Annotated in this window: 15 protein-coding genes and 1 pseudogene; 12 read left to right on the plus strand and 4 right to left on the minus strand. The window is 47.2% G+C overall.

Going from position 1 to position 20,973, the window contains the following annotated elements; translation table 11 throughout:
• Positions 1-68: 68 nt before the first annotated feature.
• The 10 genes and pseudogenes from V5T57_RS12545 to V5T57_RS12590 all read left to right on the plus strand — a co-directional run.
• Positions 69-224, plus strand: a pseudogene (locus V5T57_RS12545) (rubredoxin); the annotation flags it as partial.
• A gap of 124 nt (positions 225-348) precedes the next feature.
• Positions 349-1,311 (plus strand): UDP-glucuronic acid decarboxylase family protein, encoded by a 963-nt coding sequence (locus V5T57_RS12550; protein ID WP_332891568.1) that lies wholly within the window; start codon positions 349-351, stop codon positions 1,309-1,311.
• Positions 1,312-1,400: 89 nt separating this feature from the next.
• Complete coding sequence (locus tag V5T57_RS12555) at positions 1,401-1,766, plus strand: hypothetical protein (protein ID WP_332891569.1); 366 nt, start codon at positions 1,401-1,403, stop codon at positions 1,764-1,766.
• Positions 1,766-3,550, plus strand: coding sequence for a GAF domain-containing sensor histidine kinase (locus V5T57_RS12560; RefSeq protein ID WP_332891570.1), 1,785 nt, complete (start codon positions 1,766-1,768; stop codon positions 3,548-3,550). The genes V5T57_RS12555 and V5T57_RS12560 overlap by 1 nt, the downstream gene beginning before the upstream one ends.
• A gap of 47 nt (positions 3,551-3,597) precedes the next feature.
• Positions 3,598-4,491, plus strand: a complete 894-nt coding sequence (locus V5T57_RS12565) for a response regulator (RefSeq protein ID WP_332891571.1) — start codon at positions 3,598-3,600, stop codon at positions 4,489-4,491.
• A 454-nt stretch (positions 4,492-4,945) separates the two neighbouring features.
• Entirely contained in the window at positions 4,946-6,328 is a 1,383-nt protein-coding gene (gene pstC / locus V5T57_RS12570) for a phosphate ABC transporter permease subunit PstC (RefSeq protein ID WP_332891572.1), read from the plus strand.
• Positions 6,321-7,616, plus strand: a complete 1,296-nt coding sequence (gene pstA, locus V5T57_RS12575) for a phosphate ABC transporter permease PstA (RefSeq protein WP_332891573.1) — start codon at positions 6,321-6,323, stop codon at positions 7,614-7,616. Before pstC ends, pstA begins: the two co-directional genes overlap by 8 nt.
• A 104-nt stretch (positions 7,617-7,720) precedes the next feature.
• A complete protein-coding gene (gene pstB / locus V5T57_RS12580) occupies positions 7,721-8,467 on the plus strand; it encodes a phosphate ABC transporter ATP-binding protein PstB (RefSeq protein WP_332891600.1) in 747 nt (248 codons plus the stop codon).
• Between the two features lie 23 nt (positions 8,468-8,490).
• Positions 8,491-9,195, plus strand: a complete 705-nt coding sequence (gene phoU / locus V5T57_RS12585) for a phosphate signaling complex protein PhoU (protein WP_332891574.1) — start codon at positions 8,491-8,493, stop codon at positions 9,193-9,195.
• A gap of 360 nt (positions 9,196-9,555) precedes the next feature.
• On the plus strand, positions 9,556-10,230 hold the full coding sequence (locus tag V5T57_RS12590) for a rhodanese-like domain-containing protein (RefSeq protein ID WP_332891575.1): 675 nt from the start codon (positions 9,556-9,558) through the stop codon (positions 10,228-10,230).
• Positions 10,231-10,852: 622 nt separating this feature from the next.
• Here V5T57_RS12590 and V5T57_RS12595 read toward each other — a convergent pair.
• The 3 genes from V5T57_RS12595 to V5T57_RS12605 form a co-directional block, all read right to left on the minus strand.
• Positions 10,853-11,884 carry a PstS family phosphate ABC transporter substrate-binding protein gene (locus V5T57_RS12595; RefSeq protein ID WP_332891576.1) on the minus strand — a complete coding sequence of 344 codons (1,032 nt, stop codon included), beginning with the start codon at positions 11,882-11,884 and terminating at the stop codon, positions 10,853-10,855.
• Between the two features lie 387 nt (positions 11,885-12,271).
• Positions 12,272-14,104 (minus strand): translational GTPase TypA, encoded by a 1,833-nt coding sequence (gene typA, locus V5T57_RS12600; protein ID WP_332891577.1) that lies wholly within the window; start codon positions 14,102-14,104, stop codon positions 12,272-12,274.
• A gap of 113 nt (positions 14,105-14,217) precedes the next feature.
• Positions 14,218-15,330: a glycosyltransferase family 4 protein gene (locus V5T57_RS12605; RefSeq protein ID WP_332891578.1), complete on the minus strand. Its 1,113-nt coding sequence runs from the start codon at positions 15,328-15,330 to the stop codon at positions 14,218-14,220.
• A gap of 584 nt (positions 15,331-15,914) precedes the next feature.
• On the opposite strand from V5T57_RS12605, the gene V5T57_RS12610 reads away from it, so the two are divergent.
• Positions 15,915-16,448 carry a SixA phosphatase family protein gene (locus tag V5T57_RS12610; RefSeq protein ID WP_332891579.1) on the plus strand — a complete coding sequence of 178 codons (534 nt, stop codon included), beginning with the start codon at positions 15,915-15,917 and terminating at the stop codon, positions 16,446-16,448.
• Positions 16,449-17,843 carry a dipeptidase gene (locus V5T57_RS12615; protein ID WP_332891580.1) on the plus strand — a complete coding sequence of 465 codons (1,395 nt, stop codon included), beginning with the start codon at positions 16,449-16,451 and terminating at the stop codon, positions 17,841-17,843.
• Positions 17,844-18,471: 628 nt separating this feature from the next.
• Here V5T57_RS12615 and V5T57_RS12620 read toward each other — a convergent pair.
• Positions 18,472-20,862: a methyl-accepting chemotaxis protein gene (locus V5T57_RS12620; protein ID WP_332891581.1), complete on the minus strand. Its 2,391-nt coding sequence runs from the start codon at positions 20,860-20,862 to the stop codon at positions 18,472-18,474.
• Positions 20,863-20,973: the final 111 nt, after the last annotated feature.

Consider the following 20,973-nt stretch of genomic DNA (forward strand, 5'->3'; position numbering starts at 1 on the left):
CACAATAAGTGGATCTGCTTGTCGTTAAGTCTTGTGGGGTCTGCGTGACTCATAAAGGAGTGAAGGCAATGAAATGGCACTGCCCTATCTGTAGTTATGTTTATGATGAGGACGAAGGTATTCCGAGCATGGGTATTGCAGCAGGCACCAAGTTTAAGGATCTTCCTGATGACTGGGTGTGCCCTGAATGTCCAGCTGGTAAGGATCAATTTGTACCGTATGAAGATGATGACCTCTATGATGGTGAAGTCGTGGAGTTGGATGGAGATGATTGGTAAAGATCAATTAGCATCGTATGTTGTGTAATCGAGCACATCAATTGTATTTCATGGTCAAAGGGGTTATCGCGTGCGCGGACATAAACGTAAGCATATCTTAGTAACCGGTGGAGCTGGTTTTTTGGGGTCTCATCTGTGTGAACGGTTGCTTAATGAAGGTCATGAAGTGATCTGTGTGGATAATTTTTTCACAGGTGATCGTGATAACATTCTCCCCATCTCTGAACATCCAAGGTTTGAGTTTATTCGCCATGACATCACCTTGCCTATTTATTTAGAGGTTGATGAAATCTACAACTTGGCTTGCCCAGCGTCCCCCATTCACTATCAGGTTGATCCGGTGCAAACCACCAAAACCAGTGTTCATGGTGCGATCAATATGCTGGGATTGGCTAAACGGGTTGGGGCCAAAATCTTTCAAGCGTCAACCAGTGAAGTTTATGGCGATCCGTCGGTACATCCTCAAGTGGAATCCTATTGGGGAAATGTAAACCCCATTGGGCCACGTGCTTGTTATGATGAAGGTAAGCGGTGTGCTGAGACGCTCTTTTTTGATTACCACCGTCAACATAACCTCCGTATTCGTGTCGCACGAATTTTTAATACTTATGGTCCCCGTATGCACCCCAATGATGGACGGGTGGTATCCAACTTTATTGTTCAGGCTTTAAAGGGTGACCCTATTACGTTGTTTGGTGAAGGGCAGCAAACCCGATCTTTCTGCTATGTGGATGATTTGATCGAGGGTTTTGTGCGCTTTATGAATACGGATGATGATGTGGCTGGGCCCATTAACCTTGGTAACCCTAAAGAGTTTACCATTCAGCAGTTGGCTGAACTGGTGCTTGAGTTAACAGGCGCGAAGTCACAATTAATACATAAGCCTTTACCACAGGATGACCCTCAGCAGAGACAGCCCAATATCAGCTTAGCCAAACAACATTTGGATTGGCAGCCCAATATTGAGTTGCGTGAAGGTCTTACCCATACGATCCGCTATTTTGAAAGCTTGCTGAGTAAAGGTGATTTGTAAAAATGCGCTTTCAGCCCATGTGATAAGGATAGGCATGGGCTGAAAAATAACCTCACACAATCCCTGGGGGGGGTAGGAGAGGCGTCGAGGTGAATCCATTACTATTAAAAGCTAAAGCAGGTTTGCGCATGGTTACGCCGTTAACGGCTGTGGTGCTCACCCTGGCTCATGTGTGGCAGTCTTTCTTTGCCATGGGTGAGAGGGATCTGTGCTTCACCGCTCTGGCCGATTATGGTTCTGCTTCATACGTTCCTTGTCTCGCCTTACGGAATGGCTCAGTGACAGAAGTTGCTTGTCCCCCTGACTTCTCTTCTCAAGCTAAACCCGCAGATTGTTTTTATGCCTCTGAGCATGCTCTCCCCAATGTAGTACATGCAGCCCCCCATTCATCTCTTGTTCATCCCTTCAGATCTACACATAAATCTTTGGTGTCGACTTTATGGAGCATGATGTAATGCCAGATCAGATTGTACCCATCCATCCAGCAGGCGGTATTGATTCAGATTTTTTGGATGGTATGTCTGTTGGGACCCTTACGGTACAGCTTGTCGATCATGGCATGGATCTCCATATGACCCTGACAGGATGGAACCCGGCGTTCAAGAAACTGTTTTCCAATCACTTGATTGGAGAAGAGACGCAAGAGCCTGAGGAGATTCTACCGGGGATATGGAATCGCTATTTGCGTGATGCCGTTGTTCAACAATGGAAGCAGCAGTCAACAAAAGAAACGTCCGAATTTATTCAGTTGATTGAAGATAGGCGGTTACATTTTCAACTGTTCAATCTTAATCCGGCACATGTAGGTATAACCGTTGTTGATCTTTTAGAGATTGAGCAGACAGCGCTACAAAATCAAGCTCTGCTCCAAGCGCGTTTGGATCTACACCAACAAACAGAACGGGCCTTAAGATTAAAGATTGAAGAGGTCGAAAAAGGTCAGCGGCTTCAAGAGGTCATCTTCAATATTACCAAGTTGTCTTTGACGAGCAAGCCGTTAGAAGAGATCCTTAAGCAGTCGCTTAAGATGTTGTTAATGCTACCGGAGTTTAATGTCCTACCAAAGGGAGTGATCCTGCTTGCCAATGAAAAAGCCAAGCAGTTGGAGTTGGTAGCTTCGCAAGGTATTGAATCCACCCCCGTGGCACAAATATGTGCCACTGTACCTTATGGTAGCTGCTTATGTGGTCGTGTTGCTTTAGCGAAGGAAGATGTAAGTATTTCGACAGATAGTCGGCTAGAGAGTGGGCACGATGTACAGTTTGAAGGGATGGAGCTGCATGGTCATGTCCATATTAAAATTCTTGGTCAAGGTGGAAAAATGGTTGGGGTTATAACCCTGTATCTACAACCAGGCTACACACCCAGTGACCAGGAAATATCCATGCTGCGTACCATGGCCAATACCATGGCTGGTGTCGTGGAGCGTAAACATGCCGAGGAGGCTGCTGAAGCTGCTGCAGCCGCTAAGCAGGAGTTTTTGGCCAATATCGGTCATGAGTTACGTACTCCCCTGCATGGGATTTTGGGCTTTGCAGAGAGAGGCGTAAAACGGTTGGATCGGGGTGAATTGGCGGCCGATAAACTAACGCGTTATTACAAAAATATCCTTAAAGGGGGGCAGCGGCTTCTCTTACTGCTCAACGATTTATTAGACCTCTCCAAGTTGGAAGCAGGTCGTATGCAGTTTAATCTGGCATGGCATGATCTTAATCAGTTAATGTTAGATGTATGTGAGGAGTTTCAACCGCTTATTGAGGCTAAAAACATACAGGTCAAGTGCGGTTCTCAGCTGGAAGATGGCCAGGTTATGATGGACTCAATGCGTATTCAGCAGTTATTGAGTAATTTGCTCTCTAATGCCATTAAATTTACCCCGGAAGAGGGCTTGATCGAACTTAATCTACGTCACATAGAGATGCGCGGTGGACGTCGGGCCAATGATCCTGAGATGGTGCATGGAATTGAGTTGACGGTTGAAGATAGTGGAATGGGAATTCCTGACGGTGAGTTAGAGGCCATTTTTGATAAATTTGCACAATCCACACGAACAAATACTGGGGCAGGTGGAACGGGTTTAGGTCTAGCCATTTGTCGTGAAATTGCCACCAACCATGTCGGCACGATCCATGCTGAGAATCGTGATGGTGGTGGAGCTCGTCTTGTCTTTGCCCTGCCTAGAGGATCAGACAGACGTCATGACGAGCCTGTTACCCATGATATAGAGCGTGTTGAATAATCGAGTTTTGCGTATAGCGGATCGTTTTTGTGTGCGGGGGGCGGGGAATGTCTGAAAAAGGTGTCATATTGGCTGTGGATGATGATCCGCTGAACCTGGAGTTGATTGAAGAGCTCCTGGACGAAGATGGATATGCGGTACATTTGGCGGAAGATGGGCAACAGGCTTTAGACTGGCTTGCAAAAAATCCAGAGTTAGCCGATGTGGTGCTGCTTGATCGTATGATGCCAGGTATGGATGGTATTGAAGTACTCAGGCAGATGAAAGAGTCTGATCTTTTAGAACGCATACCGGTCATTTTCCAGACCGCAAAGTCCAGTGAGGAAGCTGTCCGTGAGGGTTTGGCGGCAGGTGCCTATTATTACATTACCAAACCTTTTGATGAAGAAGCTCTTTTGGCTGTGGTGGCGACAGCGTGTGAAGAGCATAGAGCCTATACACATCTTCAAGAAGAGGTGCGTAAGACCACTGGTGGATTAAAATTAATGCGCCATGGTCAGTTTGAATTGAAGACGCTGGATCACGTTGTGGACTTGACGGCTCTTCTTTCTAACCTCTGTCCTGACCCCGCTTCGGTTGTTGTTGGTCTCTCTGAGCTTTTGATCAATGCCGTTGAGCACGGTAATCTGGGTATTACTTACAAAGAAAAAAGTCAGTTAAATTTGCAAGGTCGCTGGCATGAAGAGGTTGAAGCGCGTTTAGAAATGCCAGAGTACAAAGAAAAAAAGGTCAATATTGAGTATGGACGGGATGAGACCCAATGCTACTTTTTGATTGAAGATGAAGGCCAGGGATTTAACTGGGAGCAGTATCTGGAGTTCAGTCCGGATCGTGCTTTTGATACCCATGGTCGAGGTATTGCCATGTCAAAGATGATGAGCTTCAGTAAGTTAACCTATCTGGGGAATGGTAACACCGTACGCGCAGAGATTATCTTTTAAGAGCCAACGCCTAGGACTGTCCGTTTGCGTTAAGACGGGCCGTTCTTTTAAGGGCCCTTTCTATATCTTTTCCCCGTAATACGCACTAGGTAGGATCCCCTCTCTCGCTAAATCCGAACAAAATATCACTTAAAATAATGAAATAATTAAAAATAAGAGTAAGGTTTGTATCATTCATCATGATAAATACATTATTGGGGTGGATTGATTGCTCTGCCGCAATCAAAGTAGGGGTAACGAGGATGTCGTATCACGCAAACAGGAAGTAATTGTTACGTTCCTGTCATTGAAGCTCCCTTTAAAACAGCATTTCGGTGGCTATGATTTGGCCGTTCTATGCTTTGACCTCTCTTGCTATCGCGTGAAGGGTCAGTATGGATCGGTTGTAAAGCGACGTGTTAACGCCCGCTTTTATAGGTATATCTTTGTCCACACGGAAAGGTCTAACGCCGTCATGATTCTTTCGGCATTAACCGTCATCATCGTACTACTGTTTATTGGGGTTATCATGGGGCGCCGTCGTGCGCATACCATGATCGAGGGTAGACACCCTAGTGAGTTGCATTCGCGGCCGAACTACCATGGTGTCTATGTGGGGATGTATGCAGCCCTGCCTGGTCTATTAATCCTGATTATTTGGCTGCTTTTTGAGCCTGATCTGGTTCAAACCATGGTGATGAGCAACTTCACCATACCTGAAGGGCCTACCATGGATGACCAGATCATGGTTATCATGAATAAGGTCAAAATCCTTGCAGGGGGTGGTCAGCTGATGGGGGGGGTGGATGCAGCCGTTATGTCTGCATCGGAGCATTATAATAGCCTAAAGAGCACCAGTTTATTTGTGCTTGTTGGCAGTTTATTCGTCGTGCTTACAGGGGCGATGAACTATGCCTATAAAAAGCTGGAGCCTCAATACCGTACGCGTAACCGAGTTGAGCATGTTGCCCGTCTCGTTTTAATCTCCAGTTCGACACTTTCTATCTTGGTCACCGTAGGAATTGTTCTTTCTCTACTCTTTGAAGCGACCATGTTTTTTAACAAAATTCCTGTTCAGGATTTTTTGTTTGGCTTGCACTGGAGCCCCCAAACAGCATTGCGTGCGGACCAAGTTGGGGGATCAGGTTCCTTTGGAGCGATTCCCCTCTTTGCCGGGACACTCATGGTGACCCTGATTGCTATGCTGGTAGCTGCTCCCATTGGCCTATTGGCCGCAGTCTATATGTCAGAGTATGCCACGCCTTTTATTCGTGCCTGGATAAAACCCATCTTGGAAATTCTCGCTGGTGTTCCAACGGTGGTTTATGGCTTTTTTGCCGCACTGACGGTGGCACCATTTCTCTCCCAAACAGGTCGTTCCATCGGCTTGGATGTCGCTTCAGAAAGTGCGTTGGCAGCAGGTTTGGTCATGGGCATTATGATCATTCCATTTGTCTCTTCTCTCTCTGATGATGTCATCAATGCGGTCCCTCAAGCGCTCCGTGATGGTTCTTATGGTTTAGGTGCGACCAAGGCTGAGACCATTAAACAGGTCATATTACCCGCAGCGCTGCCTGGGATTGTCGGTGCGCTTTTGTTGGCCATCTCCCGTGCCATTGGTGAGACCATGATTGTAGTTATGGCAGCTGGTGCTGCTGCCAAACTCTCTGCCAATCCCTTGGAGGCCATGACCACCGTGACGGTTCAAATTGTTACGCTGCTGGTTGGTGATCAGGAGTTTGATAGTGCTAAAACCCTTTCTGCCTTTGCGTTGGGTTTAACACTTTTTGTGGTGACCTTGTTCTTGAACTTTATCGCCCTGCGCGTCGTGCAGAAATACAGAGAGCAATATGACTGATCAACGTACATCTTTTTCAGACCCAAAAACCCAAGGTCTGCTTAAACAGCGTCATGCTGCTGAAAGGCGTTTTCAGTATATGGGCGTGGGTGGAATTTTAGTGGCGATGGCTGCGTTAATTCTGCTTTTAACCACCATGCTTGGTAACGGCTTTACAGCATTTCAACAGACCCAAATCAAGATGAAAATTCATTTTGATGAGCAGCTCATTGATCCAGAGGGTAAACGGGACCCGCAAGCTCTGCGTGAGGGGAACTATCGAAAACTGTATATCAATGGTCTTTATGCTCAGTTTCCTGAGGTAAAGGGAAGGTCTGCCAAGAAGGTTCTTAAAAAGACGCTTCTTAGTAGTAGTTCCCAATATGTTTTACGTGATCTGGTTATTGCCCAGCCAGAGTTAATGGGGACAACCCGTGAGCTATGGCTGGTTGCCACGGATGATGTGGATATGTACATCAAAGGGTACTTTAGCAAAGATGTGCCGGAGAGTGACCGCCCGATTAAAGATCTCACCATCGCTTGGCTAGAGCAATTGCAGGATGAAGGACGATTAGAGAAAAAATTCAATCATGATTTTTGGACAAACGGAAGCTCTCAGGATCCTGAACAAGCCGGTATTCTGGGGGCATTAGTGGGTTCGGGATTAACACTTTTGGTGACGTTTTTGGCTTCTTTTCCCGTTGGTTTGGCAACCGCTGTTTATCTTGAAGAGTTTGCCTCCAAAAACCGTTGGACCGACCTGATTGAAGTTAATATTAACAATCTCGCGGCGGTTCCTTCTATTGTCTTTGGTCTGTTAGGTTTGGCTGTTTTTCTTAATGTCATGCATATGCCCCGATCTGCCCCTGTTGTTGGTGGGCTGACCTTGGCCTTAATGACCCTGCCAACCATTATCATTGCAACACGTGCGGCCCTAAAGGCAGTTCCACCATCCTTACGGGATGCTGCACGAGGGTTGGGTGCGTCCCCCTTACAGGTCGTGATGCATCATGTGGTTCCTCTGGCCATGCCGGGTATTTTGACGGGGACCATCATTGGTATGGCTCAAGCGTTGGGTGAAACCGCGCCGCTGCTGATGATTGGTATGGTAGCCTTTTTGGTGGATATCCCTAGTGGTCCTTTAGATGCCGCGACAGTTATGCCTGTTCAAATATATCTGTGGGCAGACAGTGCTGAGCGTGGCTTTGTGGAAAAAACAGCCGCAGCGACTTTGGTCTTATTGGGCTTTTTGGTTTTGATGAATCTGCTGGCGGTATTGCTCCGTAAAAAGTTTGAGCGCCGTTGGTAGATATTGCGGCTTATACATGACAGATAACTGTGATTTCAACAGATAGGAAAGCGATAAACATGCTCGCAGAAGCGCTAAACAATAGTGAGGCTGAAATCCCCAAAATGCTGGCTCAAGATTGCGGAGTCTTTTATGGTGATAACAATGCCTTACGTGGGATTAATCTTAGTATCCCTCCACGACAAGTGACCTCGCTTATTGGTCCTTCTGGCTGTGGCAAAAGTACCTTTTTACGCTGTTTAAATCGTATGAATGACACCATTGAGGGGTGCCGTGTTGTCGGTAAAATAACCCTGGATCGTGATGATATTTACGACAAACATGTGGATGTTGTGCAGTTACGGGCACGGGTAGGTATGGTCTTCCAAAAACCAAATCCGTTTCCAAAGTCCATTTATGACAACGTCGCTTATGGCCCTCGTATTCATGGTTTGGCACAAAATAGCCAGGAGTTGGACCAGATTGTCATGGAGTCACTGGAGAAAGCTGGCTTGCTAAAAGAGGTGAAAGACCGTCTGGATTCACCTGGCACTGGGCTGTCTGGTGGACAACAACAACGGCTTTGTATTGCACGGGCCATTGCGGTGAGTCCAGAGGTCATCTTGATGGATGAACCCTGTTCTGCTTTGGACCCCATTGCCACAGCAAAAATTGAAGAGTTGATTGATGAGCTTCGTGATAACTACACCATTGTTATCGTGACGCACTCAATGCAGCAAGCGGCACGGGTTTCTCAGCATACCGCTTTCTTCCATTTAGGGGATTTGGTGGAAGTAGATGAAACGGAAAAAATCTTTACCAACCCCTCCGATGAGCGGACCCAGGGGTATATTACTGGTCGCTTTGGTTAAGTAGGGAAATCATGGAGGGAATTATGCGTAAACACACCATACAAGCTTTTGATGAAGAGTTGAAAGAGGTCAACGCACTGGTTATTAAAATGGCCAATGACGTACACACTCAGTTAAAGCTTGCCATTGAATCCGTTTCTACTTTGGAATCTGAAGATGCTCTGCATGTGATAGAAAAAGATCAAAATATTGATCAGTTAGAGTGGGATGTTGAAAATCAGGTTATTCGTATTCTTGCTTTGCGTCAGCCCAAAGCAGATGATCTACGGCGTGTCGTATCGATCATGAAAACGGCCACTGACTTGGAACGTATGGGGGACCTGAGTGCCAATATTAGCAAGCGTGCGTTAGCTTTGATTCAAAACCCTCCAGGATCAGGGATTAGTGCTTTAAATATGATGGTCCGTTCTGTCCAGGGCATGATCGAGATGGTCATGGAGGCTTTTGAGCGTGGTGATGCTGAACTGGCCATGAAAGTATGGCGTAAGGATATTGAGGTCGATGAGTTGTTTAATAGTGTTTTCCGGGAATATCTCACTTATATGATGGAGAACCCCCGTAACATCTCCCCCTATACCCACCTTCTATTCATTGCAAAAAATGTAGAGCGGATTGGTGATCATGTGACCAATATTGCGGAAAATGTGTACTACATTATTGAAGGGGAGCATATGCATGGTAAGCGCCCTAAAGGTGATGTCACCAGTTCAACGGTCGTTACCCCATGAGCTGAGTATGGCGTCTTGGTTTTTATGCCATAGCTAAGTTGATGCATGTATAAGAAAGACTGCTATCTCTAATAGGGAAGCAGTCTTTTTTGCTTTTTATAGTTTAAAATGGAGAGGTTGAATTAAGGAGATTTTTTAGTAAAAAACATTTGCGTTTGTAAAAATGGAAAGTGCATGATGGAGTGTGAAAGCTAAATAGCATGTATTCATCGTACAGTATGATGGTTTTTGCAGCTTTCAATTTTATTCTTAACCGTAAAGGACCGCACATCACTGGATGGGGGAAAGTCCTGTGTGTGCGGATAATATAGATCTGAGCTGAAGCTCAGGTCCTATCTGGGTGTCGATGAGGAGATGCAGATGTTGAAAAAGCTGACAGCACTGATTGCAGGTATGGGTATGGCCATGATGTCCATGAATGCCATGGCAGAAGGAGAGGGGGGCGGTCCTGCACCGGATACGGGTCTAGAGGTTAACATTACCCGATCAATCGGCTCTGTGGAGGTTAAACACGGTGCTGGTATGGTTAAAGTCTTGCGTAATCAGGATCAGGCTGCAGTTATTGATGCAGGCTTTGCGAAGACCTCACGGAAGTGCCCTCCTTTCTGTGCAATGCCTATGGATGTTGCGGATGGTGTGCGTACCATTGGTGAGGTTGAGGTGATCGAATTTATGACCTCATACGTTGCAGATGGAACCGGTTTATTGGTTGATGCACGTACCCCAGACTGGCACGCTAAAGGAACCATTCCTGGCTCCATCAACATCCCTTACACCGATGTTAGTCCTCAACTGGGCGCGGATGAAGTTGCTATTGAAGAAGCTTTAGCTGAGTTTGGGGTTGAGGATGGCAACTTTGCCAACGCTAAATATCTTGTTCTGTGGTGCAATGGCCCCTGGTGTGGCCAGTCCCCAACCGCCATTAGAGGTCTACTCGAAGTGGGCTACCCCAAAGAGAAGCTGATCTATTATCGTGGTGGTATGCAGATGTGGAAAATGTTTGGTTTGACCGTGGTTGCTCCTGCTGATGAGTAAGGCTTCATCCGTGGTTTAGGTTTTAAAAAGGCTTCCTTTCTGAGGAAGCCTTTTTTTATGGCCCCTTGGCTTTATATGGTTCTTAGGTTGGCTGATTCTACATCGATATCGTCTGTGCAGCTCTCCTTAGTCGGGTAAGGTTTAACGTGTCATTGTTGGGTTGCATGGATCAAACGGTAGGGGGCATCGCATCAGGGCAAGGTGTGGTGTTGAGGGGGGGGGAGATCAATAGGTCGGTCGTTGGTCCGTTTGAATAGGGTCGCAACAGAGGGCGCTTCGTGATGAATATCGATTGGCTAGATCGTTCCAGCTTTGCCGTTTGAAAAGGGCCCCTGCTTTTTTGTTTTCGTAATAAAGCGTTTTTTGTAGGAGCGTACTAAGTATGTGTATCCGGTTTGTCGTACCATATCTGTGCACTTGCCCTGGTGGGCTTGAATCATAAAATTAATATAGATTATGTGGTTAGCTGTATTTATCAAATCTCTTTAAGTGTGGTATGGAATAAGACTGACGGCTAGGCTGTGGTCTGAAAATGCTCATGCTGTTTGGGCGCCATAAGGTTACAAAAAAAGGGTGGCCTTGCATGGCCACCCTTTTTATTCATTCCGAACACCCTCTGAACTTACATCTTTAAGGGGTTCAAATTTTTAGCATCCATCATGAACTTTTTACGCTCAGCTGCTGGCATAGGGATAAGGCCTTTGTCAGCGAGGTAGCCTTCATCTCCCCAGGCTTGTTCACTGGAGAACGCTTTTAAGTACTCCTGAATACCTGGAACCAGCCCCACATGCTTCTTTTTGACGTAGAAGAAGAGAGAGCGGGAAACAGGGTATTTGCCATCGGCAATATTTTCAAAAGTAGGCGGGGTGTTTTTAATGAAACTTCCCTGCACCTTATCGGAGTTTTGCTCAAGGAAGCTATAGCCAAAGATGCCCAGTGCCATGGGGTTGGCTGACAGCTTTTGAACGATCAGGTTATCGTTCTCACCAGCCTCTACATAGGCACCATCTTCACGAACGCCGTGACACAAAGCTTTGTACTTCTTTTTATTCTTCTTCTTCATAGCTTTGATGCTTGGAAAAGTCTTACAGCCACCTTCCATTGCCAACTCGGCAAATGCATCACGTGTACCAGAGGTTGGGGGAGGGCCAAACACGACAATCGGGGTGTTGGGTAGCGTGTTGTTGACCTCTTTCCAGGTCTTATAGGGGTTAGCTATAAGATTTCCACTGGCATCTGGTACCATTTTAGCCAGGGCCAGAAAAATATCACGCAGGGTCACGTTCATCAAAGGAGAGGTTTTGGCATTGGAAAGCACAATCCCATCATAGCCAATTTTAACTTCGATGATCTCTTTGATATCGTTTTTGGCGCAACGCTCGATTTCAGACTTTTTGATCCGACGAGAAGCGTTGGTAATGTCAGGATGGTCAAAACCCAAACCAGAACAGAACAGTTTAAGGCCCCCACCAGAACCTGTTGATTCAATCACAGGGGTTTTAAAGGCGGTGGAACGACCAAACTGTTCCGCCACAGTGGTTGCAAAAGGAAAAACCGTGGAAGAGCCGACGATACGGATCTGGTCACGGGCTTCAGCTTGAGTAGCAGCCATGGCCATACTAACCATAGCAGCGGCAACAAACAGCTTTTTCATGTAGAACTCCCTAGTTCGAAAAAGGACGTAATGACGATTTTAACGTGCTATTGCAGCCACGGCTACAACTGCTGCTGAACATAGGGTAAGCGTGTGATATCGTAGCATAATCATTGTAACGTTTTGGTTAAGTAAGGTGGGACAGTGTGTGAATAAGAAGTGCTCTTCTTGTAAATGAAAATTGAATGAATATCGGGTATTAAATACAAGAACGCTCTGTGTCTGTTATTGGCATGCGGATAAGTTGACATCCAATAAGGTGGAGAGCACCGCTTTTTTACCAGGATGAATTGGCCTGTTATTCGAGAGAAATTCTTGTTGAACAGACAAAAAAAGAGCAGCCCATTGGGCTGCTCTTTTTGGTGCTGCTTGATCTTCGCTGTTGGATTAGACCTTTTTTGCGGCTCTTTTACGCTCATGCTCCAACAGAAAACGCTTACGTAGGCGAATGGTCTTAGGGGTTACTTCAACCAGCTCATCATCATCAATAAACTCCAGCGCTTCTTCCAAGGTAAACTTGATCGCTGGTGTCAGGTTGATGTTTTCATCACTACCAGCCGCGCGGATGTTGGTTAATTGTTTGGCTTTCATAGGGTTGACGACTAGATCTTGAGCACGGCTGTTTATGCCGATGATCATGCCTTCATACACTTTTTCACCAGGACCCGTGAACAAGCGTCCACGCTCTTGCAGGTTAAAGAGTGCAAAGGCGACCGTTTCTCCCAAATCTTTGGCAATCAACACGCCACGTGAGCGCTGACCAATGGACTCTGTCACATAAGGGCCAAAATGGTCAAACACGTGGTACATTAAACCATTACCTGAGGTCATGGTACGGAACTCAGTGAGGAAGCCAATTAAACCACGGGCAGGTATCATATAATCAATTCGTACCCGGCCACGGCCGTCTGGGACCATGTTGACCAAGTCACCCTTGCGTTCACCCAGGGCTTCCATCACTTTACCCTGGCTATCTTCATCGATATCCACGGTCAGCTGCTCGTAAGGCTCTTTTCTCTCACCATCAATCTCTTTGACGATGACCTCTGGGCGGGAAACCCCCAGTTCAAAGCCTTCACGACGCATATTTTCGATCAGAATACCCAGGTGCAGCTCACCACGCCCGGCGACCCTGAATTTGTCTGGGTCATCCAGCTCTTCAACACGCAGAGCAACATTGGTCTCCAGCTCACGAAGCAGACGGTCACGTAGCTGACGGCTGGTTACAAATTTACCTTCACGACCGGCTAAGGGGGAGTCATTCACCTGGAAGGTCATACTTACGGTTGGTTCATCAACCGACAGCTGAGGTAAAGGTTCCAAGGAGTCGGGATGGCAAATCGTTTCAGAAATGCGCAATTTCTCGATACCGGTAAAGGCGATAATATCCCCGGCTTTAGCTTCAGGGACCTCAACCTTATCCAGCCCAAGAAAGCCAAATAGTTGCAGCATGCGCCCATTACGTTGGCTGCCGTCGCCATCGATCAGGGTTACGGGGCTGTTGGTTTTAATGGTTCCGCGTTCAATACGGCCAATGCCGATAATGCCCACATAGCTGTTATAATCGAGGGCTGTGACCTGCATACGGAAGGGGCCATCAGGATCAACGTCTGGAGGAGAGACATTATCAACGATGGCTTGGAACAGCGCATCCATGTTGTCGGTCTCTTCTGTGGGATCTTCTGTGGCAAAGCCGCGCAAAGCAGAGGTGTAGATAATGGGAAAATCCAACTGCTCGTCGGTTGCTTCCAGCTTATCAAACAGATCAAAGGTTTGATCTTGAACCCAATCAGGACGGGCGCCATCACGGTCAATCTTGTTGACAACCACAATGGGCTTCAACCCTTGAGCAAAAGCCTTTTGGGTCACAAAGCGGGTTTGGGGCATGGGGCCTTCCACCGCATCTACCAGCAGTAGAACACAGTCTACCATGGAGAGTACCCGCTCAACCTCACCGCCAAAGTCGGCGTGTCCAGGGGTATCCACAATGTTAATACGGTAACCGTTCCAGTAGATGGCCGTATTCTTGGCCAAGATGGTAATGCCACGCTCTTTTTCAAGGTCATTAGAGTCCATGACCCGATCAGTGGCTTCACCGCGCTGTTGAAGGGTTCCAGATTGCTGCAGCAGTTTGTCCACCAGGGTGGTTTTGCCATGGTCCACGTGGGCGATGATGGCAATGTTGCGCAGTTTTTCGATGGGGTAGACGTCCTGGGACATGGGATGGGGCTCCGCTGCAGATAGCGTTATGGCGAAAAACCCACTCTTGTACTCTGATTTAAGCCATTGGTCAAAGAGAAAGCGCTTGAGGGTCTGTTTATTGTGCCAAACCCTTATGGATTGAGTAGGTGTGTATAAAGATCTTCCATTTGGGTTGCCATGGCATCCAGGCTTAACGGTTCGACTGTGGCACGGGCTGCCTTGCCCACGTTGGTGTTGCGGGTGGTATCACACATACTGAGTAAATGCTGTGCCATGGTTTCTATGTCCAGGGCATCACAGAGCCAGCCATTGTGACCGGACTCGATCAGATCCATAGCACCACTTTTGGTGGAGCTGAGCAGGGGTAATCCACACGCCATGGCTTCTAAGGCAACGTTGGGGAAGGGATCGTATAAAGTGGGCAGTGCAACACCATCCGCAGCACCATAAAAAGGGCGAACATCTTTTTGTGGGCCGCAAAAGCGTACTCTGGCAGATAGGCCAAGTTTTTTAGCCAGTGTTTGATAAGCAGACCTTTTTTTATCTTTACCAACAATAAGTAAGTAGGCCTGCTTCGGCATTTGAGCTAAGGCTTGGAGAAGGGGGCCAACCCCTTTGCGCTCAAAACCCGATCCAACAAAAAGAAAAAGAGGTACATCCTGAGGAATTTTCCACTGCTCTCGTACGGAGTGACGGTGTTCTTTTAGGTCTGGATGAAAGCGGTCACTGTCAATACCTGAATAGATGACATGGAGTTTATGGGATGGCATGTCAAAGTGATCCATCAACTCCTGCTTTACCATGGCGGAGTTACAGACAACGGCTTTAAGCTGTTGGCTATTAAAGAGTCGAGATTCAGCATCTAAGATATAACGATGATAGGGCATACGGTCTGCCCAAGCTGCTTTCCAGCCCATAAAGCGTTTTCGCTGTTTTAACCACTCTCTATGTACACCATCTCCTGCGCGGTAAAGATCACAACAAGGTATGCGCTCATGCGATTGCACCAGGTCGTATTTCTCATTCTTTAAATGGTTGCAGACAGCCTGTGCAAATCCACGATCCCGCCCGGTTCGGGTTATATATTTGGGGTTGATCAGGTGGCGATTCGCATGTTCTGGCCAGTCACGAGCCAGCATGGTGATATGCACTCCGCGCTGTGCTAGGGCATCTACTGCGCGTCCCAGGAAACGCTCAGCACCACCGAAGTCGGTATATCGCTGTCGTATAATGGCCACACGCATGATGAAATCCTTCAGTCAGGTATAAAAAGGTGTCTTAGCATACTCTTAAAGATCTGTAGGGGCTATATGCCACAACATCATAGGGTGTGAAAAGTGTGTGGTTATGTTTAGTTGCATAAAAAAAGTGCAAGCCATAATCTTTAAAAGATTGAAGCCGTTTTATTGTGAAAATAGGCTGGGGTAGGGGGTGTGTTCTCGTGTTGTTTCATCTCACCTGGCTCTCCTTTATCTATCAAAAAAGTGATGCGTAGGATGGATGCTTATTGTTCCTGAAATTGCGGAGACTTTTGAAGATACTTTTGTCTGACTATACGTGGTACATTGTTCCTGCTTTAAATAAATGTAGCGGAAAAATTGAGGCAGCTGTATGTAACAGTTGCATGACTTTTTTCCGATGCTGTGATGAAAAGCTTGGTGTCTTGTGGCTGTTTTTCATGTTATGATGCAGCGTTTTATGCTTGATTAGGGTTAATAATTACCCGGGGCTTTCATAGCCAAGGTCTGTTGAGCCTTCTTACCTTATGAGGGTCACATTCTTTAAGACGGGTATTGTTTCAACATTTAGATGTTGATTGAGAGTTGGAATGGGTCGCCAGTTAATCATACTCCGACATGCAAAATCTGCTTGGGATACGGATGCACCGACGGACTTTGAACGTCCGTTGGCTAAACGTGGCCGTCGAGATGCGCCACGTATGGGGCGTTGGGTCGAGAAACAGGGCATGACACCAGATCTGGTTATATGCTCTCCGGCTGAGCGTGCCAAACAGACGATGGTGGCGGTTGCCAAAGAGCTGGGCATAAAAAAGAAACAGCTTGTTTGGGATGATCGTGTCTACGGTGCATCCCTAGAAGATCTGATTGAAGTTCTCAGTGAGGTTGGTAAAGGCAGTAAGCGTGTCATGCTGGTGGGACATAACCCGGGCTTGGAACTGCTGCTCTCCTATCTGGTCGGTCCCAATAAACAGAGTGGCATGTTTGGCTTTGGCCTCATTAAAACGGCAACAGTCGTACAGTTAGAGATGCCAGAGCGGTGGGAAGAGATCAGTGCGGGTTGTGCCAAGCTTAAACAGATCATGAGCCCTAAAGAGCTTAAGGATAAGAAAGAGAAAAAGTGAGTGGAGTCCTTTTCTGTCCCCCCCTTTCCGGATGAAAAGCTCCGTCAGGAGCATCTTTCACGTCTGATCGACTATCTTAAGATCCCCTCCGTCTCTGCTGATCCAAGCTATGCTGAACATCTACAGCGCTGTGCGGCCTATACGGCAGACCAGTTGCGTTGGGCGGGCTTGTCTGAGGTTGAGCTTTTAAGCATTCCTGGTGCGCCCCCTTACGTGGTTGGGCGGCGTATGGTTGATGAGAGCCTCCCCACTGTTCTGATCTATGGTCACTATGATGTTCAGCCAGAAACACCAGTTGAGCTATGGACCACACCTCCTTTTGACCCTGAAATTCGGGATCAGCGGCTCTTTGCCCGTGGTGCAACAGATGATAAAGGGCAGCTGTTCATGCATGTTGCTGCCATTGCTCATTTGCTGCGTTGCGGTGTGGATATCCCCTACAACATTATTTTTCTGGTGGAGGGGGAGGAGGAGATTGTTAGCCCTAACCTGCAAAGGTTCCTCGCCAGTTACGGTGCCTCTCTTAAGTGTGATCTCTTGGTGCTTTCTGATACCGCGATGTGGGATGAGGGGCGTCCGGCCATCACCACCAGTTTGCGTGGTATGGCTTTAATGGAGCTGACGTTAAGTTCAGCAAAACGTGATCTGCACTCGGGCACCTTTGGTGGTGCTGTGGCCAACCCTCTGGAGATGATGAGCCGCCTGTTGACCTCGCTTAAAGATGACGAGGGGCGTGTGTTGGTTGAGGGGTTCTACCAGGGTGTTTTACCGGTTACCCCCACGATTGCCGATGAGTTGTCTCTCATCCCTTTCAATGAAGCCCTGTGGCGTCAGGAAATTGGAATAAGCGAGAGTTGGGGTGATCCTGATTATAGTTTGCTTGAACGGCTCTGGATGCGCCCAACCTTGGAGATCAATGGTCTGTGGGGTGGCTACAATGGTGATGGTGTTAAAACGGTCTTACCTGCTCAGGCCCATGCCAAGCTTTCCATGAGGCTGGTGCCCAATCAGGATCCTGCCCATGTTCTCTCTGTGGTTGAGCAGCACCTTTTGGCCCATCTGCCACCACATGCCCATTTAGAGGTAAAGCAACTGCCGGGTTCCGGGCGTGGTATCCGAGTAGATGGTTCACACCCTGTGCTGCAGACGGTCCGTCGTGGCTTGGAAGAGGCTTTTGGTGAAGCACCCTTACTGATGGGGGAGGGGGCCACCATCCCAGTTGTCGCAGCGTTGCATGAAGCCCTGGGAGCTTTACCTGTCCTCATCGGTTTTGCCTTGCCCGATGCGAAGTGCCATGCCCCGGATGAAAATATCCACTTGCCAACGTTGCATACAGGTATTGAAGCTTTAATACGCATCTATAGTTATTTTTCTGGCGATCTGGTGCAAAAATAGGCAGTTGAAGTGCGCCTGTTTTTGTTTATTAGAGCATTAGCATGATCAGATGAAGATCGAATCTTTTTATTGGCGGAAAAGCTTGATTTTTGCTAGTTTAAAGCTTGCTGAAAAACAAACAAACCAACAAAAAAAAACAGTGTTGTTGTATGGGATCTGTGCTTTTAGCTTGCATTGACCTATGAAATAATGGTAAAAATTTCACTGCAACAGCTTATAGCGGCACCCTGACAAAAATGTGGTTTAATAATAAAATCAAAGCTTAACCACAAAAATCAAAATACAGGGGCCGATAAAGAACCCGCCGAGAGAAACCGGGTCAGCAAGAGTCGCACATACTCTATTTTTAAGGCTTATAGGCCGGACAAAGGGTCTCCCATTTTTGGGAGGCCCTTTTTGTTTTCTATCTGCTCTCAAAAGCCTATGGTCTGTCTTTTAAGGTGAGGAAAAGCCCAAAAGCATACCAAGTAAGAATGATAATAAGTATAAGTACGAGTTGATTGGTTGTTTTAAGGATAATCTCATACTTTTTTTAGGGTGAATATGTAAGGTGTTGGTTTTTTTGGAGTATGCCCCCCCTTGCTTCATTTTTCTCTTGTCGAAGTGAAAGGGGGGGGGCGGATGATTTTTAGGTTTTTGGGTTATGTTCTAACTGAAAAACGGTCAATGTCTGATTTAGCCCAACACCAATATTTGCCATGTGGTCGGCATGGTTCTTAACGGATGAACTGATCTCCGAAAATTGCTCAGCTGTTTGTTCTACCATGGTAACCATGGTTTGTAGGTTTTTGGTGTTATCTGCAACGTGATTGACATTTTCTGTAATGGTGCCACTGCCGTGGGAAGCTTTGGCCACACCTTGCGTTACTTCAGATACCGCATGAGAAATTTCACTGACGTTACGGGTCACTTCGTTAATCCCCTGTGAAACCTCACTAAGGTTGGTGCTGGACTCTGTCATACGCTGCGCGGCCTCCTCCATGCGGTCTGCGACTTCATTGGTCTGTTGAGCAATGTTACCAATGGAGCTGCTCACACCATCCAAAGTGGTGTATTGCGTATCAATGGAGAATGCAATCTCATCATTACCATGACTTATGCGACGAATACGGCCCAACATTTCATTGCTGGCTTGGTAGGCCTCATTACTGCCTTGTTGTATGGCTTCAATATTCTGCGCAATGGTTTGGGTTGCATCTGAAGTTTGGCTGGCCAGCTCTTTGACCTCATTAGCGACCACAGCAAAGCCTTTACCGGCTTCTCCTGCACCAGCAGCTTCAATGGAAGCGTTAAGGGCGAGCATGTTCGTCTGGTCGGCAATGTCGTTAATAATAGCAATGACTTTGCCGATGTTTTGGGTGGAGTCCTTCAGGCCCTCTAAAATGTGCGCCGCTTTTTCTGCATGTTGTGCAGACTCTTGAGAATCACCAGCCGTGGTCTGACATTGGGCCCGGATATCGTTCAAGGTACCTCGGATCCCTTCAATGGCTGAGGCCACTTGATTAACCCCTTCTTTACTCTGGTTCATGGTGTCCTGCACAGCACGCATGGTGTTGTTGGCCTCTTCAGAGGCACCGGCAACCATGGTGAGGTTGGTTGAAGCTTCTTCCACAGCTGAGGTTATGGTGCTCATATTGACACTCATCTCCTCTGCTGCTGAAGCGATGGTGTTTAGATCCTGAGATGCGGTTTCACTACTGTGGACGATGCTTCCCACCCGGTCAAAGACCGAACGGGTGGCTTCAGAGGCCTCGTTAGAGCGATTGTTCAGGTGTGAAGAGCCATCGGTTAGCTCAAGGGATAGGTTCGATAGCTTAGAGGCATCCCCACCCAGCTCAGTGGCGTATGCCACCAATGTGTGCACCAGTTTGGCTAAGTTGTCTGTCATATGATCCAGTGCATCGGCTAACTCGCCGATTTCATCTTTTCTACCCAGCTTCATACTGCAGGTTAAATCGCCTTTAGCAATGCGGCTAGCGATGGATGCACAAGCCATAATGGGATCAACAACAGAGCGGGCAACCATAAAGGCAAGGGCTATGGCGATAGAGATGGCAACAACAGTCACCATGAAGAGGATTTTTTTGGCGGTTTGAATTTCAGCCTCAACACGGGCCATGCCTTCATCCATACTGCTGTGCACAAACTCTTCCGCTTGGTCGGCACTGTTTATAAAGGCCTCAAAGGTTGCATCAAACTTTTGGTCCATACTGCTGCCAGCACCCATTACAACCAAACTCTGCTTATACCGTGTATTGGCGGTGGTTTTAAGCATTTTGGCCGTCTGACTTAACTGAGCGTTTTTGGCTTCAGACCATGGTTGTTCGGTTTTTTGAAGTAACTGCTCGGCTTGGCTAAATTGAGCCAAGACCTCCTGTATCTTAACTGCTTCGTCCCCAGCCAGGAGCTCTTCCAAAAACAGGTGAGCATCTGCCAGATAGTATTTTGCCAGAGCCGCTTTTAGTTGTTGAGTTGGGTGCGTTGTGGCAGAGGGGTGTGAGATTAAAGCATCAATCCCTGTTTGTAAGGACTCATACTGAGCATCAAAGGATTGGTCCACGCCACTCCCTGTTACTTGGGTATTGGCCATGGCATCGAACCGTTCTTGTGCAATGGTTCTGAATGTGATGAGCTTTTTTTGGACCTCTTGCATCTTGGCAACAACGCGTGGATCTTCAGTTGGGTGAAAGTGCCCTTCATCATTCTTCCCGCCGTTAATGATGGCATTGGCATACCATGAACTGGCATCCAATAACGACCAAGCTTCGTCGATGTTTTCTGTTGTATCACCCGATAAAATTTCTTCGATCAACAAATGAGCTTCTGTCGCGGTTAGCTTGACCTCCATGGCGGCATCCCCCAAAGGGGCCAGTTTAATGCCAACTTCGGTACCATGATGGCCGACCAGGTCGGTGTAGTGAATGCCAGCCATGCCTGTGATGGCAGTGACAAAAGCCATGATAAGATAGGTGATCAGGAGCTTACGGCGTAACTGCATATGCGTTATGAACGATAGCATGACACTCTCCATCTGTTTGAATATGAAATTCAGGAGGGTCATGCTCTGAATCTCAATGATTTTTAGATGCTCTCCCCCCGCTCCCTGTTGATTTGACTAAAAAAAAAGAGA

The sequence above is a fragment of the Magnetococcus sp. PR-3 genome, from assembly GCF_036689865.1.
Classification (GTDB): domain Bacteria; phylum Pseudomonadota; class Magnetococcia; order Magnetococcales; family Magnetococcaceae; genus Magnetococcus.